Raw genomic sequence first — 15,650 nt, forward strand, 5'->3', positions numbered from 1 at the left:
GCCGTCTGTAGCCTCTGCTCAGTCCAGCCGCTCGAGTTGCATATATGCTGGTAAGAGTCCAGAAACTGGATGGTATCCAAGAGCTGTGACCCACTGGCGGATATCGACGCATTCGTCCCCATCAACGATCTCGCACACGATGTGTATATCAGGGAAATGGGCGGAGCAGGTCTGGTTCACTGCATCGTTGCCCCTTCAATTAGTGCGTCGTGCTCTGGTTTTTCTGTATCGTCATCCCTACGCGCGATAGCTACCGTAATGCAGTGCTCGGCAGCAGACCCCGCTACCCGCGAATGCTTGACGCCAACCCACGAGACAGCGTGTGGAGCACAATCCTGGAGAGCTAAACGCACCGCAGCCAGTGCAATGGCCTGATCTGTGACGGCATCGCTTCGAGCCCCGAGCGCTAATGGCCATAAGCACGGTAAGGCGTCCGAGTGAGATGCCCGGCGCGGATTACCTGGAGAAATGTCGCGCGAACTTACGCTCTCCGTCGCTGTGCGAGTTTGGCTAGTAACTGGGGTTTTCGACCGCGCTGTCTCAGCCCGCACTATCTCGACGGGAAAGTCCATCGATGGAGTAACTCCGAGTTCGTCCAACACATCGCACACATCATGAGCCACGCTACCGAGTGAAGCAGTAGCGTCGACCTCCACGGTGAGAAGCGGTCGATCCACCGAGTCACGCATTAATGACACAACATTGGGGTGGACCGCGCGCACGGTTGTTGTTGGGCTGGACGTGTGTGGTTCGCGATCCACAGAAATATCGTCGAGCTCAGACATGCCGGTCATTCCAACTCGGACATCCCCCGACAGTCCCCACGTCGCCACTGATTCCCACATCAACGTCGGCGTCGCGTGAGCCCCAAGACAATCAGGATCAGCCAAGGAACACTCGCGCTGTAACTGGTCAATAACCTCAGCCGGCCGGAGATAATCACCCCATTGAATACGACGATCAATGAGAGTCCGACCTGGTGTAAACGGACGAGCCTGAATAAAGCCGCTATCCGGATCACGATGCAGGACAACAGGCTCACACTCGTGATTGACCTGTGGCTCTGCTCCGAGTGGTGGGGTGACAGCCTCGGTCACAGAGGAAGCGAAGCAATCGTCCCGCAGAATTCCTGTGTCCAGCGGAATTTTGTACAGAATGACAGGAGTTTCTTCAGCGTCAGGTTCGTGAACCGTGGAAGGAAAAGAAGAGTGGCGTCGGACATTGTGAAAGACTGCTCGACAATCGACGGTACTCCCGAAGGTGATCGCGAACGCCTGAGCACGGTCTATGAGCCGCTCAACTACCCGGTCAGTGAAAATCGGATCCTCTGCGTGGACGTGCAGCGTGATGGGAGTAACGGGAGACGCTAATTTGCTATCAGGATGACGAGCAATGCTGTAGGCAAGACGACCAAAGGCCATCGGGCTACCAACATGGTTGCCACTACCGGTCTGACGGCTCCCCTCACTCCAACGGTGCACGTAGTCGCGGGTGAGTTCCTGGATAGTGGAACCAGTGAAGTACTCCCGCACAACCAAAGCGAGCAACCCCAGTGGTTCAGCCAGGTTCCAAGCAGGGATGTGTCCTGATAGTGCTGAACCAGCTGCGGTTGTACTGACCTCACGTGCCACCGCCAGCGACGCCTCCGGGCTGTAATCACGGGGAGCATCACCGAAATCAACAACAGCGAAAGCGCGGTTCATGAGGGCACCGGCTGCTATACGCAGATCCTGCTGGTAGACGTAGTCCAGCGTCGTTTCGTCGAGAGGTGAACCACCGAGAAGCCACTGAATATGCGTGTATTCCCGTTCGATGGTCTCTAATGTCCGGGCACAACCTCCCGCACTCTCGATCGAAATATGCCGTGCGGAACTCCCCGGCTTGATTGCCAGCCCGCGCGAGTGTCGGGGAATGGCCAGCCCACCGGTTCAGGCAGCAATTCCCATCCACCGGACATAATCGATAACCTTCATTACCTAAAAACCTAGTCCGCGAGCCCCCAGAAGCCCCGTAAACGCCCCTACTCTGTGAATTTGCTGAATAGTTTTCTACAACATTCCTAAATACGGCATTTTCCCTTGCCGAGCCCCCACGATCTCCGGTTTACTTGTCCGCGTGAATCGCTCTAAGTCTTCTTTGGGAAAAATCATGGTGGTCGTCATCGTGCTGGCCATCGTGGTACTCGTGGTCGCCGAATTTGCCGCGCGGGCCTACGTGTCCTCTCACATTAAAAAGGAGCTCTCAGAGCACGCGGATGGTTCGTCGTCCTCCGCACAGGTCTCGTTCGGCACGCACCCGGTTCTACCTGCGGTAATCACGCGCAAGCTCAGCCATGTGAAGGTGGATATTCCTAATTCACTCGACGTGACCTACCCCGACGGCACCACATCGGCCCCCGACGTCAGCGGGTACCCGCCGTCGACAATCACGATTGATAACCTCAACATGAACTCTCACAAGGCGGGCACGCTCACGCTGGATACCACGCTGTCCACCGATTACATCGAAGCCGCGGCACAGGGTGGGGTGACGCGAAAGAGCAGTTCAGGCACCAATTCGCAAAACGCCAGTAGTCAGGCCTACCGCCAAGCTGCCTACTCCCCCGCGGCGCAATCTATTGCCGATCGCGCCATCAAAGTCACGGCCGTCAACCCCAACCCATCGAAGGGCACCTTCAGCCTCGAGCTATCCGGTGGCCTGGCCGATCTAGAGATCAAGCCCACTATCGACGACGGCGACCTCACCATGAAGGTGACCAACGCGAAGTTGCTCGGTATGTCGCTTCCGCAGTCTGTGGCCGACGTTCTGACGTCGCAAATTGAAGATGCCGCCAATGTCAGCAATAAGGAGCTGAAGGCGACCCACGTGGAGGTCACCAGCCGGGGTATGCGCGTGACGGAGGAAGGTCACGACGTCGATCTGAAAGCGCTGTCGGATAATGCCAATCAGATCCTGGGGACGCGGAACGATGGCTCGACCAGTGATTCAGCCGCTGGTCGCGTTAATGGCCGTCAGTAGTATTCGCCGTTTTGGATGCTCTTGAGCTGCGGGTGTACGTCAAACCAGTACACGCCGATGGCCACGATGCCGAAGAGCCAGATGAAGCTCCTAGTGAACAGCACGAGGAGCGTCGATACCACTAGGATTCCGAACCACTGCCACTTGGGGCGGCGGTCCCCGGCCTCGAACGCGTCGGAGCGGGTGGATGCCACAACGACGGCACCCACAACCCCCACGACCGTGATGGCTAATTTCATGGCCACCATGACCCAGCCGAGGACCATGAAAATTGTCATCATGACATGCATCGCGGACTCTCCCACTACGTAGTTTTCAAGGGTGGCGGATTCGCTGCCAGACTACAGGCACCCACCAGGCTACAGACTCAGCACCAGCTGCGAGAGCGTGTAAATCAGTAGCCCGGCCAAGGATCCCACAATGGTGCCATTAAAGCGAATGTATTGCAGGTCCTTCCCCACCATGAGTTCGATCTTGTCGCTGGCTTCGTCGGCATCCCAGCGCTCCACGGTTTCGGAAATAATGCTGGTCACCTCGCCCGAGAAGTTCTGCGCGATATACCGCGCGGTTCCCGTGACGCGCTCTCCCCATCGCGCGCGGAGTTCCGGATCCGTCAAGAGCCGGTTGGCATACAGAGAGACTTCCTCGGCAATTCTGCGTCGCACATGTGATTGCGGATCCGACGCCATGCGAACGATTTGTTCTTTCATATTGCGCCATACGGTCCCGGGTGCAGCTTGCACGGGTGCGGAGGACAGCACGTCGTGTTTAAATTCCTCGACCCTACTGATCATCTTCGGATCATGCTGCAGGTCCGACGCCCATTGATTGACCACCCGACGCAACGCCTGGCGGGCCTCGTGGTCCGGCTCCGTCTTCACCTTGTACGCAAAATCGACGACTTCCCGGTACACGCGTTCGCCAACCAGATCGTTGATGAACCCTGGTGCCCACGACGGTGCCCGCTGGTTGAGCAACCGCGTAATGAGCTCCTCGGAAGTGCGCGCGCGGTCATACGCCCAGGAAATAATCGTGTCGACGACCGGCTCGGCTTTTCCCTCCGCAATGAATTGCTCCATGAGCGCGCCTGCGGGCGGCCCCCAGTCTGGTTCCGCGATGCGGTCGATCACCATCGTGCGGATCATCTCGGCGGCTTCGTCATCGTCGATGCCCTCAACAATGGCGATCGTCGCGTTGCCGACCTCTTCGGACACGCGCGCCGCATTGGCCGGTTCCGACGCCCATTGCCCCACTCTGGCGGGAATGTCGGCCTTCTGAACCTTGTCCGTAATGAGCTCAGCATTGAGGAAGTTGTCCCCCACGAACCCCGATAATGCCTCGCCGACCTGGTCTTTTTTGCGCCGGATGATCGCCGTGTGAGGAATGGGCAAGTGCATGGGCCGCCGGAATAGTGCCGTCACGGCGAACCAGTCCGCGAGCGCACCGACCATGCCCGCTTCGGAGGCGGCGCGCACATAACCGATCCATGCTGCGTCGGAGTCCTGCTCCAACCACCGGCACACGAGGTAGATCACCGTCGCGAAAACTAAGAGCTCTGTCGCGATGGCCTTATATTTCTTCAATTCTCGACGGCGGCCTGCCTCATCGCTGACCGGCGGAAGGGTTTCCGACGACGGCGAGGATGGCGAGGGAGCCGACGACGAGGCGGAGGACGACGAGGCCGAGGACACAGTTCCCCGTGGTGTGGACGCCTGAGTGGCGACCTGTCCACGGTGGTTAACGGCTACGGGAGCTACCGTGGCTGCGTGTTCTCCGCGGCGGGATGTGTCGTGCCTGACTACAGGCGTGCCGGAAGGTGTGGGGTGTGCCAGGTTATCTCCAGAGGAGGCACGAGTGGGTGAATCGTTATCAGGGGAATTATCCGCAGGAAGGGCATGACGGGGTCCAGAATCAGTCACGGTTCTATTGTGCCAGGGCGGTAGGACATGACACGCATGCGCTAACACGTGCTGCACAAGCATTGCGTTCGAGCCAAAGTTTTACTGGATCCCCCGACCCTGCAAACATAAAACAAGGGTTATACGACACAAGGCGGTGCGGACAGAATCCTAGAGCCGAAAACTGCGGACACATTTTTCGTCGTACACCCATAAAACAACGCCACCCCATGTTCACAGGGGTGGCGTTGCTGGAGGTGCTCAGGATCTGGTTTCACCTAAGCGCGTTATTGATACATTCACGCATGCACAAATCATGCGGGACCGTGCTGAACAGCGCTATATCGCTCAAAACAGCACAGCCATGCGCAACGTAGTGTCTTTTAGTGGAGGCGTCCGGTGCGCTTCTTGTACTCACGGTAGGGGGCACGGCCAGCGTGGATGAGGCCGAAGCCGACAATGAGGCACACGAACCCGCTAATGAGTCCGCCGATTAGCAAGTAGGTAGACCAGCCTTGCCCGCCATAAATTTCGGTGGCAAGACCGAAGATGAAAATGCCGAAGAAGGCGAGTGAGGAGAGGACAAATCCCATCCCCGACCATGTCTTGCTACTGTGCAGCGATGAATGCGGTGACGCGAGGGATACGGGGACATAGCCCTCGATGTAGTGCGGTTCGCCTTCAAATCGAACCTCAGACGAAGACATAACTTTACCTTTCACGACCTGAATCAGGGTGGGTCATAGAGTGTGACCCTTAGTGTAGTGGCTTATGAGGAAAAGACTACCCATAAGCCAACGTGGGGGTCACCCCTGAACTGCCACCCTGCAGTGTCTTCGCAGGCCAACAGAACGTAGGAGTGACAGGTATGACCTATTTGTCCTTGTTCCGCAGTGCGGAGCGAGTACGCTCCTTCGTCACGGCTGCCACAGCGGTCAACGGAATGCCGGCCGGGCAGACGTCGGCACATTCACCGAACAACGAGCATGGGCCGAAGGTGGTTTCCAGGTTGTCCACCATCTTGCGGGCACGCTTACCGCGCTCTTGCTTACCCAGCGGCATGAGCTTCAAGTGCTCCAACTTCGCGCCGGTGAACAGGTGCGCTGCACCGTTCGGGCATGCCGCAACGCAAGCGCCGCAACCGATACATGCCGCGAAGTCAAGGGCTTTCTCGGCGTCCGCGTGGTTCATGGGCAGGAAGTCCGCATCGGGGGCGGTACCAGCCATGACGGAGATAAATCCGCCTTGTTCCAGGACGCGATCCAGTGCGGAGCGGTCCACGATCATGTCTTTGATCACGGGGTATGCCGCAGAGCGCAAAGGCTCGATCTTGATGCTGTCCCCATCTTTGAAGTTGAACAGACGCTGCTGGCAGGCCGGCTTGTTCTTGTCCGGGCCGTGCGGGCGGCCGTTGATGGTCAAGCCGCAGGTGCCGCAAATACCTTCACGGCAGTCAGAGGCGAAAGCGAAAGGCTCTTTGCCTTGCTCGATGTAGCCTTCGTTGACGTGGTCCAGCAGCTCGAGGATGGACATTTGCTCGACGGCGTCATCGACATCGACAGACTCGAAGTGTCCTTCGGATTCCGGGCCCGCCTGACGCCAGATCTCTAGATGCAGTTTCATTACTTGTAGTTCCTTGTCATCAGAGGGATGCGGTCGAAGTACAGGGGCTCGGCGTGGCGGATGAACTTGCCATCGCCGTTGTGTTCCCACGCAGAGACGAAGCACCACTTGGAGTCATCGCGCTCTGCCTCACCGTCTTCAGAGAGGTGGTCGTCGCGATAGTGGGCACCACAGGATTCGTCGCGGTCCATTGCGTCAACGCACATGAGCTCGGCGAGGTCCATGTAGTCAGCAACACGGTTCGCGTATTCCAAAACCTGGTTGAGGTTATCGACGTCACCCGGGATGTGCAGGTTCTGCCAGAAATCATCGCGCAGTTCGCGGATGTCCTTGATACCCTTTTCCAGATTTTCGACGTTACGGGACACGCCGCAAGAGAAGTACAGGATGTCTCCCAGCTTGCGGTGGAAGTATTCCGGCCCGTGCGGGTCCTTCGCCTGGATGTTCATCAACTTCTCGATGCGCTTCTTGGAGCGTTCCAGGGCTTCCTGGGCGGCCGGAGAATCGGCCGGGAGCACCTTCGTGCCCAGCAGTGGCGCCAGGTAGTTCGGAATCGTGAACGGCAAGGTAAACCAACCGTCAATCGACGCCGACAGCAGCGAGTTAGCACCCAAGCGGTTCGCACCGTGGTACATCCAGGATGCCTCGCCGGCGGCGAAGAGGCCGGGGATGTTCGTCATATCGTTGAAGTCGGTCCACAGGCCACCCATCACGTAGTGGCAGGTCGGAGCGATACGCATTGGTGTCTCGTAGGCGGATTCACCAATGGTTTCTTCATACATCTGGATCAAGTTGCCGTAACGTTCCTTGATCACGTCCTTGCCCAGACGCTGGATAGCGTCGCGCAGATCCAGGTACACGGAGTTGTGCAATGGCCCGACGCCGTATCCACCGTTGATCTGCTGCGAGTTCGCACGGGAGGCGATATCGCGGGGGACGAGGTTACCGAATGCCGGGTAGCGACGTTCCAGGAAGTAGTCGCGCTCGTCTTCGGGAATGTCGTTGGGGTCGCGGTCGTCGGCCTTCTTCTTCGGCGTCCAGACGCGGGCGTCGTTACGCAGCGATTCCGACATCAGAATCGTCTTGGACTGCCAGTCCGAGTTCACCGGGATACCCGTCGGGTGGAACTGCACGAACGACGGCGATGCCATGTAGGCGCCTTGGTCGTAGGCACGCATGATGGCCGACGCGTTGGAGTTCTTCGCCAACGTGGACATGTAGTAGACGTTGCCGTAGCCGCCGGTTCCGAGGATCACGGCGTGGCCGGTGTGGGCGGTCAGCTCGCCCGTAATGAGGTTACGGGTGACGATGCCCTGGCAGCGGCCGTCGTCGATAATGAGATCCATCATCTCGTTGTGGGTGAAGATCTCAACCGAGCCGGCACCAATCTGGCGCTGCAGCGCGGAGGTCGTCGCCAGCTGGAGCTGCTGACCTGTCTGACCACGGGTGTAATAGGTACGGGACACCTGGACACCACCGAATGAACGGGTGGCCAGCGTTCCACCATATTCGCGGGAGAACGGTGCGCCCACGGCATTCATGTGGTCAATGACGCGGGGGGACTCTTCTGCTAGACGCCAACAGTCGTTCTCGCGGCAGCGGTAGTCGCCACCCTTCACCGTGTCTTTGGTGTGGTTGTAGGTGGAGTCATTGTCCAGCTTCTTGGAGCGAGAGGAGTTCACACCACCCTGCGCGGCAATCGAGTGAGCACGGCGGGGAGCGTCATGGTACGTGAACACCTTGACGTCATAGCCCAGCTCACCCAACGCTGCTGCGGCGGCACCGCCGGCCAAACCAGTGCCAACGACGAGGACCGTAAACTTCTTCCGGTTCAGAGGCGAGACCAGCTTGAAGTGTTGCTTAGCGTAATCCCACTCATCGGCCTGCGAGAGCCCCTTCATGTGAGGAGCGTTGTCCTTTAACTTGGAGCCCAGGGTCACTCCAGGGACGCAGGAATCAGGCGCGGTGAAATTCTCAACAGCGGTGTCGTAGTCGAAGTCCGGCCCCTGATTGTGGGGGTTCTGAATAACTGCACTCATGTTTTGTAACCTCCGCCTACAGTGATATCGCGCCGGTCAGAACAGCGAGGGGAATCGAAATGTTGCCGATCATGATGATGGCCGGAACTATGTAGGCGACCAGCAGCATCACCTGACGCCACCGGTGTCCGGTAATTCCGAGATCGGAAATGGCCGTCCAAATGCCGTGTGACAGGTGGACGAACAGAATCACCATGGCGAGGATGTAGAAGATGGCAACGCCGGGACGATCAAAGCTGTGAATGAGGTTGGCATAAGCATGTGCATGACCGGCGGTGTTCTCCTCAAACTCACTCGATCCGATCGGCCGCACACCCAACGTCAAATCCAAAATGTGGAAGATGATGAACAGCAGCAGGACCAGGCCCGTCACAACCATGGACCGTGCTGCAAAGGTGTTCATTCCCGACACAAGCCCGGTCCGGCGGAACTTACCCCGTGACCGCCGTGCGCGCCCGTGCAGCGCTAAGCCGCAGTACACGTGCAGAACTAAGCAGACGAGAAGAACAATACGTGCGATCCACAGAACACCCTCACGCGGGAACAAGGGTTCGAGCGCCGTACGCAGGAATTCCGCGTAGTCGTTGAGGTGCTCTTCCCCCATGTAGATCTTTAAGTTACCGATCATATGGACGAGCACGAACAGCCCGAAGATAAGGCCCGTGATCGCCATCGTCATTTTCATAGCCCACGACGGGAACGCCGGCTTGTCGCGGAGCGGATCCGTCGTTATTTTACCGTGAACAATGGCGTCACGGTTCGCGTTTTTTACAGTCATGGCACCTCCAGTGTCAGCCTTACTGTACGACGACGAGGGAGGTGCACTCCACTTACACTGCTACCGCATGATACACATCACTAGTGGTCAAGATGGGTTTTTCGCAACTACGTCTTTGCGTAATTCTTTACCCCCACTGACCATTCAGATAAATAGGTGGAATTTTTCGTCCATGACCTGCAATGTTAATGCTGTTTTCTTCACGCGAAGCAGCCCGTTAGCGTAGCCTCAACAGGCCAGTTTAGATAGAAACACGGACATTTCCTGACAACTCGCTGCCCCCGGTTGGGGGCTGGCGGTGTCAGTCCGGTATGAGCCCGACGTTAGTCGTCGTCAAGGTTGCGCTCACCAGGCAAAGCGATGGTCATCGGCTCGTGAGTCACAACAACTTCGCGGCCACCGACCTCGATCGGGCCGACGTCGTGAAGCCCCTCTTCCACCACGAGTTCGACGGAGTGACGTCGGATAGCGACTCGAATGCGGCAACCGTGAAGGGTGATCCGGTAAATGAGCTCTTCCCACTCATCGGGCAGCCGCGGGTTGATGCTGTAGCGGCCCTCATAATCGCGGAAACCGCCGAAGCCGTACACGAGCGCGGACCACACACCACCGGTGGACGCAATGTGGACACCATCTTTCGTGTTCCCATGCAAGTTACCCAGGTCCACGAACAGGCCACGGAGGAAGAAATCCATCGCCTTGTCTTTCAGGTCCAGCTCCGCCGCAACAATGGACTGGACAACGGCAGACAGGGTCGAATCGCCCGTGGTTAACTCGTCGTAGTAGTTGTAGTCGGCCAGCTTCTCTTCCCGCGTGAACCGGTTACCCCGCAGGAACAATGCCAACACAACGTCGGCCTGCTTAATGATCTGGTAGCGGTAGATGGTGAGCGGGTGATAGTGCAGTAAGAGCGGACGCTTCGGACCCACGGCCGGGTCGTCGAGGTTCCAGCGCTCACGCTCCAAGAACTGGTCATCCTGCGGGTGAATCCCCAACTTCGGGTCCAGCAGGATGTGCATGTGCTCGGCTGCTTTATCCCACAGCTCTATTTCTTCCTCATCCAGGCCATACTGTTTCGCTAGGTCGGCGTAGTCGTTTGGGCGGTCAGCCTTCATCTGGCGAACAACATCGGCCGCCACGCGCAAGTTATACTCCGCCATGACATTGGTGTAGAGGTTGTTATTCACCACGGTGGTGTATTCGTCGGGCCCCGTGACGGAGTGAATGTTGAATTCGCCATCTCGGTCAAAGAAGCCCAGGGACATCCAGAAGCGCGCTGTGCCCACCAAAATGTGGATCCCTTCGCGCAACAAGAAATCTGTATCGCCCGACGCATACACGTACTTCATGAGGGCGTACGCGATATCCGCATCGATGTGGTACTGAGCGGTCCCCGCCGCGTAATACGCGCTTGATTCCAGGCCGTTAATGGTGCGCCACGGGAACAGTGCACCGTCATGGGAGAGCTCCCGGGCACGGTCCTCGGCAGCGGGAAGCATCAAGAAACGGAACCGCATCGCATTCCTGGCAAATGACGGATTGGTGTAGCTAAGGAATGGCATGACATAAATTTCCGTATCCCAGAAATAGTGCCCGCCGTAACCAGATCCGGTCATTCCTTTTGCAGGAACCCCATGGCCATCGGCCCGTGCCGACGCCTGCACAAGCTGGAAGAGGTTCCACCGGACCGCCTGTTGGACTGCTGGCTGGCCGGTAATTTCCACGTCGGATCGTTGCCAGAACGCATCGAGCCATTCCCGCTGGTTCTGCTGCAAGGCCGGGAACCCTACCTGTACCGCGCGGTTAATCGTGCGCGCGCAGCGGAAGGCTAGCTCCTCAGCCGCCACATGCCGGGAGGAGTGGTAGGACACGAACTTTTCCAGCCGTATCGTCATTCCTTGTTTGCCGTTGAGGTGGTGGACGACGCGGGCGTTATCGTCCCGCACGCGTGCATCCACTTCCACGCCTGCCTCTTCACGCGTGTTCAGCGATTCCGCACCCGGCATGTCCACCGTCAATTTGTGGTCCATGCTGCAAGTCACGGTCATGCCGGACTCGGCACACCGGTATCCCAAAGTGGCGCGCTCGGGTGCCGGATGGGCCCGGAATGTCGGGATCAGGACACGTTCTTCAATGGTCTCGCCCTGGCGGGGGTCCTTTTCCGCGGCACTGTTGGCGCTATTCCCGTTGCCGCCACCGTGGTATTCATCCTCACCGTCCTGGCGGTTGAGGATTTGCGACGAAATAACGACGGCGGCGTCAGAATCGAGAAGCTCTACCTCCAAGCTCATGATGGCCAGGTGTTTCTCCTGGAAAGAGATCATCCTCTCGGAGGTCACCCGCACGCGTTTGCCCGAGGGAGTGCGCCAAATGAGGTTGCGACGAAGGATGCCTTCGCGGAAGTCCAGGACGCGCTCATAATCTTCGAGGTCGGCGCTGCCCAAGCGGAGGGGTTCGTCGTCAATATATAGGCGCATCGGCTTGGCATCGGGTGCCGAGACCAAGGTCTGCCCCTTGCGGGCTAGGCCGTAGGCGTCCTCCGCGTGGCGGATGTTCCATGTTTCGTGGAGGCCGTTGATGTAGGTGCCATGGTAGGCGGAGTCCCGACCTTCGGAGGGGTTCGCGCGCATGCCCATGTATCCGTTGGAGAGGGCGAAGATGGATTCCGATACCCCCAGGTCCATGCGGTTGGGGACGCGCTCAATGAGCCGCCACGGGTCGACGGGATTGTTTTCACGGTCGATGGTGGACTCAGGGTCAACACCGTGGTGGTGGCCGTCTGCGCGGGCCAGTAATCCGTCCTGGCGGCCGTCATCGATCGAGCCCTTTTGGTCCTTATGTCCATGGCGACGGGCAGCAAGAAAAGCTTCCGACGTCGCTTGCGATGCTTTCGGGCTCATTCACTCTCCTAGGGGTCCTTGTGGTGACGTTAACGGCATGAGCTGCTGCAGACACAGCCTATCGATCAGGCTACCGATCCGTAGGTTGTGGGTTGGCTGGCAGGGGGCCTTTTTTACACCAGCTCGCCGAGGTCGTCAACGACAGCATCGGCCCCGGCCTTGATCAGCGCATCTTTTCCTGCACCACGATTGACACCCAGGACGTACCCAAATTCACCAGCACGCCCCGCGGCCACACCGCTAGTGGCGTCCTCAACAACGACGGCGTCGGCAGGGGTGAAGCCGAACAATTCGGCACCGTACACATAGGTATCAGGTGCAGGTTTCCCTTTCAGCCTTTTCTCTTCAGCGATTTTCCCATCGACGACGTGAGGGAAGTAATCAGTGAGCCCGGCTGATTCCAGGACCCTCGGCGTGTTCTTTGACGACGACACCACACCCATCTGGATGGCATCCGACGCGTGGGCCTCGTTGTAGTCCTTCATCGCGTGGAGCAGCTGCAATGATCCAGGGTACGGGTCCATTCCACGTGTGAGGAGGTCAAGGAAGTCGCGGTTTTTACGCAGTCCTAACCCGGTGATGGTGTTATCGGTAGGTTCGTCGTCTCCCTCATGACCTGCGTCACCACGATCATAGGGAAGGGAGATGCCGCGTGATTCTAAGAGCGCTTGAATGGCCTCATCCCGACGACGCCCGTCCAGGTAATCGAAATAGTCCTGGTCCGTGTAAGCCCGCTCGCCACGCTCTGCCAAGAAAGCCTGGAACATCGTCGCCCACGCCTGCTGGTGGAGTGTTGCCGTGGGCGTGAGAACCCCATCAAGGTCGAAGAGCACGACCTTAAATTTCAGAAGATCCTGAAGCGTTGGTGTATCTGCTGACTGCGTCACCACAAGTTACCTTTCTGCTCGACCTTCACCGTCTACGTATGAGGTTACCCATCACTTGTGACAGACGCAGCAGTTATAGCACCAACGCGGCAGGATCGGCGCGGAACCTTCAGCCGCGGGCGGAACCGACGCGCAACCCCGCCCGCGGAACCTTATGCAATCCCTTCGCGTTCCTTGAATTCGCGGCGACGGCGATGCAGGATCGGCTCGGTGTAGCCAGATGGCGACGTTGTTCCATCCAAAATCAGGTCCTTCGCCGCCTGCCAGCCGATTGACTTGTCATAATCGGCCGACATGGGGCGGTATGCCGGGTCTCCTTCATTCTGCTTATCGACGACTTTCGCCATGCGCTTCAACGCCTCGATCACATAATCCTCGGTGATGATGCCGTGACGCAGCCAATTGGCCAGCAACTGGGAGGAAATACGCAGTGTCGCGCGGTCTTCCATGAGATCAATGTCGTGAATATCCGGGATCTTGGAGCAGCCCACACCCTGCTCCACCCATCGGATGACGTACCCCAGGATGGACTGGCAGTTGTTGTCTACCTCTTCCTTAATGTCCTCATCGCTCCATTTTCCGTCGGGCGATACGGGGAGGGTCAAACGGTCGCGGTAGTTATCACGACGGCCCGCGGCGCGGAGTTTCTCGTCGACGGTGAACACGTCTACCTGGTGGTAGTGCGTGGCGTGCAACGTCGCTGCGGTCGGCGAAGGAACCCACGCGGTGGTGGCACCTTGTTCTGGCTGGCTGATCTTTTCAGCCAGCATGTCGGCCATGAGCTCGGTCTTCGCCCACATGCCCTTACCGATTTGAGCCTTTCCGGGCAGGCCGTGGGCAATGCCAGCGTCCACATTGTTGTCCTCATAGCCCTGCATCCACGGGGCGGATTTCATTTCACCCTTGCGGATCATGGGGCCGGCCTCCATGGAGGTGTGGATTTCGTCGCCGGTGCGGTCCAAGAAGCCCGTGTTAATGAAGGCGAGTCGCTTGGACACAGCCTTAATACACGCGTCAAGGTTCAGCGTGGTCCGGCGCTCTTCATCCATCACTCCCACCTTGATGGTGTTCTCCGGGAGGCCCAGGAGCTTCTCGGTGGCACCCAGCAGGTCATTGGTGAATTCCACTTCCTCCGGCCCGTGCTGCTTGGGTTTCACGATGTAGATCGACCCGTTGCTGGAGTTGTACATGGGGTTGTTCTTGTCAATCCCCGGGATCCCGCATACCGCGGTCATGACGGTGTCCATGATGCCTTCGAATACCTCAGACCCGTCCTCCAACAAGATCGCCGGGTTGGTCATGAGGTGGCCGACATTGCGGGTAAACATCAGTGTTCGGCCATGCACGGTGAAGGATTCGCCGTCCGGGCTGGTGTATTCACGGTCGGGGTTTAGCCGACGGGTGAACGTCTTATCCCCCTTTGTCACTTCTTCTTCCAGCTCACCGGTGTTTAGCTGGAACCAGTTGCTATATCCCAGGGTTTTATCTGTCGCGTCGACGGCCGCGACGGAATCTTCAAAGTCAATCAACGTGCTGACGGCGGCGTCGAGAATAATGTCCTTGACTCCGGCCTTGTCCGTGGATCCGATGGGGGATTCGGGATCGATCAAAATGTCGATGTACAGGCCGTTGTGCCGCAGCAAAACCGACGTCGGGTTGGATTGGTCACCGGCGTAGCCGGCGTAGACCTCCGGTTCACGCAGCTCGTGCTTCTCGTCGTTGACATAGCCGACGAAGGAGCCGTCGGAAATGTCGTATCGGGTGACATCGTGGTGGGATGCGTCGACCAGGGGAACTGCCTTGTCGAGGAAGTCACGCGACCATGCGATGACCTTATCGCCGCGGAGTTTGTTGTAGCCGCCGTTGTCCTTTTCTGCCCCGCCATCTTCGGGGATGGCGTCGGTGCCATAGAGAGCGTCGTATAACGAACCCCACCGCGCGTTCGCAGCGTTTAGCGCGAAGCGGGCGTTGAGCACGGGAACGACCAGCTGAGGGCCGCTGGTTTCCGAGATTTCGGGATCGATATTGACGGGGTCGATCTGGAAGTCATCGTCATTGTCCACCACGTAGCCGATCTCGTGGAGGAAGGCGTCGTAATCGTCGATATTTTGTTCGCCGGGGTGCTGGGTGTACCACTCGTTGAGCTTGGTTTGCAGTTCCTCGCGGCGGGCTAAGAGTTCCTTATTGCGAGGCGTATAGGTTTTCACGATGTCCGCGAAGCCGGACCAGAAGGCGTCGGGGTCCTGGCCGGTGCGGGGAAGGACCGAGCCGGTAATGAAGTCATAAAGAGTGGTGGCCACCTGGAGGCCAGCGACTTTGGTGCGGGGTGTGGTGTCGGACGTGGCGGTTGTCTGCGATGTACTAGTTGTGTCGGTCATAGTTTCTCCTTCGGAACGACAACTGTTCTCGGTGGTGTGGCTAACACTAAGGGAGTTCGGCGTGTGGTGGAACACTTTTTAGCTAATCAGTGCCAGATATCCTGTCAGCTCCCCCCGCTCTTTTTCGCT

Annotated in this window: 11 protein-coding genes; 1 reads left to right on the forward strand and 10 read right to left on the reverse strand. The window is 58.2% G+C overall.

The features are described 5' to 3' along the window. Positions 1-176 precede the first annotated feature (176 nt). Positions 177-1,703 (reverse strand): hypothetical protein, encoded by a 1,527-nt coding sequence (locus KCQ76_RS05045; protein ID WP_052723082.1) that lies wholly within the window; start codon positions 1,701-1,703, stop codon positions 177-179. 412 nt (positions 1,704-2,115) lie between these two features. On the opposite strand from KCQ76_RS05045, the gene KCQ76_RS05050 reads away from it, so the two are divergent. Then, positions 2,116-3,018, forward strand: coding sequence for an LmeA family phospholipid-binding protein (locus tag KCQ76_RS05050; protein WP_146003241.1), 903 nt, complete (start codon positions 2,116-2,118; stop codon positions 3,016-3,018). Here KCQ76_RS05050 and KCQ76_RS05055 read toward each other — a convergent pair. The 9 genes from KCQ76_RS05055 to KCQ76_RS05095 all read right to left on the reverse strand — a co-directional run bounded on the left by KCQ76_RS05055 (position 3,012) and on the right by KCQ76_RS05095 (position 15,521). Further along, positions 3,012-3,299 carry a DUF2516 family protein gene (locus tag KCQ76_RS05055; protein WP_046203310.1) on the reverse strand — a complete coding sequence of 96 codons (288 nt, stop codon included), beginning with the start codon at positions 3,297-3,299 and terminating at the stop codon, positions 3,012-3,014. The genes KCQ76_RS05050 and KCQ76_RS05055 overlap by 7 nt on opposite strands. Before the next feature lie 78 nt (positions 3,300-3,377). Continuing rightward, a complete protein-coding gene (locus KCQ76_RS05060; RefSeq protein WP_241864696.1) occupies positions 3,378-5,000 on the reverse strand; it encodes a DUF445 domain-containing protein in 1,623 nt (540 codons plus the stop codon). A 299-nt stretch (positions 5,001-5,299) separates the two neighbouring features. Then, entirely contained in the window at positions 5,300-5,623 is a 324-nt protein-coding gene (locus KCQ76_RS05065) for a hypothetical protein (RefSeq protein WP_046203233.1), read from the reverse strand. Positions 5,624-5,789: 166 nt separating this feature from the next. Beyond that, a complete protein-coding gene (locus tag KCQ76_RS05070) occupies positions 5,790-6,539 on the reverse strand; it encodes a succinate dehydrogenase/fumarate reductase iron-sulfur subunit (RefSeq protein WP_046205073.1) in 750 nt (249 codons plus the stop codon). Continuing rightward, complete coding sequence (locus KCQ76_RS05075; protein WP_046203235.1) at positions 6,539-8,578, reverse strand: fumarate reductase/succinate dehydrogenase flavoprotein subunit; 2,040 nt, start codon at positions 8,576-8,578, stop codon at positions 6,539-6,541. Before KCQ76_RS05075 ends, KCQ76_RS05070 begins: the two co-directional genes overlap by 1 nt. Before the next feature lie 16 nt (positions 8,579-8,594). Continuing rightward, complete coding sequence (locus KCQ76_RS05080; RefSeq protein ID WP_046203236.1) at positions 8,595-9,356, reverse strand: succinate dehydrogenase cytochrome b subunit; 762 nt, start codon at positions 9,354-9,356, stop codon at positions 8,595-8,597. Positions 9,357-9,679: 323 nt separating this feature from the next. Continuing rightward, on the reverse strand, positions 9,680-12,256 hold the full coding sequence (locus tag KCQ76_RS05085; RefSeq protein ID WP_046203237.1) for a glycoside hydrolase family 65 protein: 2,577 nt from the start codon (positions 12,254-12,256) through the stop codon (positions 9,680-9,682). Between the two features lie 113 nt (positions 12,257-12,369). Next, positions 12,370-13,146: an HAD family hydrolase gene (locus KCQ76_RS05090; RefSeq protein ID WP_046203238.1), complete on the reverse strand. Its 777-nt coding sequence runs from the start codon at positions 13,144-13,146 to the stop codon at positions 12,370-12,372. Positions 13,147-13,295: 149 nt separating this feature from the next. Beyond that, the gene (locus KCQ76_RS05095; RefSeq protein ID WP_221914807.1) at positions 13,296-15,521 is read right to left on the reverse strand and encodes a malate synthase G; all 2,226 of its coding nucleotides are present in this window, start codon (positions 15,519-15,521) and stop codon (positions 13,296-13,298) included. Positions 15,522-15,650 lie beyond the last annotated feature (129 nt).

The organism is Corynebacterium parakroppenstedtii (assembly GCF_019754935.1).
Taxonomy (GTDB): Bacteria; Actinomycetota; Actinomycetes; order Mycobacteriales; family Mycobacteriaceae; genus Corynebacterium; species Corynebacterium parakroppenstedtii.

Bases quoted from the DNA above. Each gene is read 5' to 3' on its own strand.
- KCQ76_RS05085 (WP_046203237.1), bottom strand. From the start codon at position 12,256: ATGAGCCCGAAAGCATCGCAAGCGACGTCGGAAGCTTTTCTTGCTGCC.
- KCQ76_RS05080 (WP_046203236.1), bottom strand. From the start codon at position 9,356: ATGACTGTAAAAAACGCGAACCGTGACGCCATTGTTCACGGTAAAATA.
- KCQ76_RS05075 (WP_046203235.1), bottom strand. From the start codon at position 8,578: ATGAGTGCAGTTATTCAGAACCCCCACAATCAGGGGCCGGACTTCGAC.
- KCQ76_RS05055 (WP_046203310.1), bottom strand. From the start codon at position 3,299: ATGATGACAATTTTCATGGTCCTCGGCTGGGTCATGGTGGCCATGAAA.
- KCQ76_RS05070 (WP_046205073.1), bottom strand. From the start codon at position 6,539: ATGAAACTGCATCTAGAGATCTGGCGTCAGGCGGGCCCGGAATCCGAA.
- KCQ76_RS05060 (WP_241864696.1), bottom strand. From the start codon at position 5,000: ATGCTTGTGCAGCACGTGTTAGCGCATGCGTGTCATGTCCTACCGCCC.
- KCQ76_RS05065 (WP_046203233.1), bottom strand. From the start codon at position 5,623: ATGTCTTCGTCTGAGGTTCGATTTGAAGGCGAACCGCACTACATCGAG.
- KCQ76_RS05045 (WP_052723082.1), bottom strand. From the start codon at position 1,703: ATGAACCGCGCTTTCGCTGTTGTTGATTTCGGTGATGCTCCCCGTGAT.
- KCQ76_RS05095 (WP_221914807.1), bottom strand. From the start codon at position 15,521: ATGACCGACACAACTAGTACATCGCAGACAACCGCCACGTCCGACACC.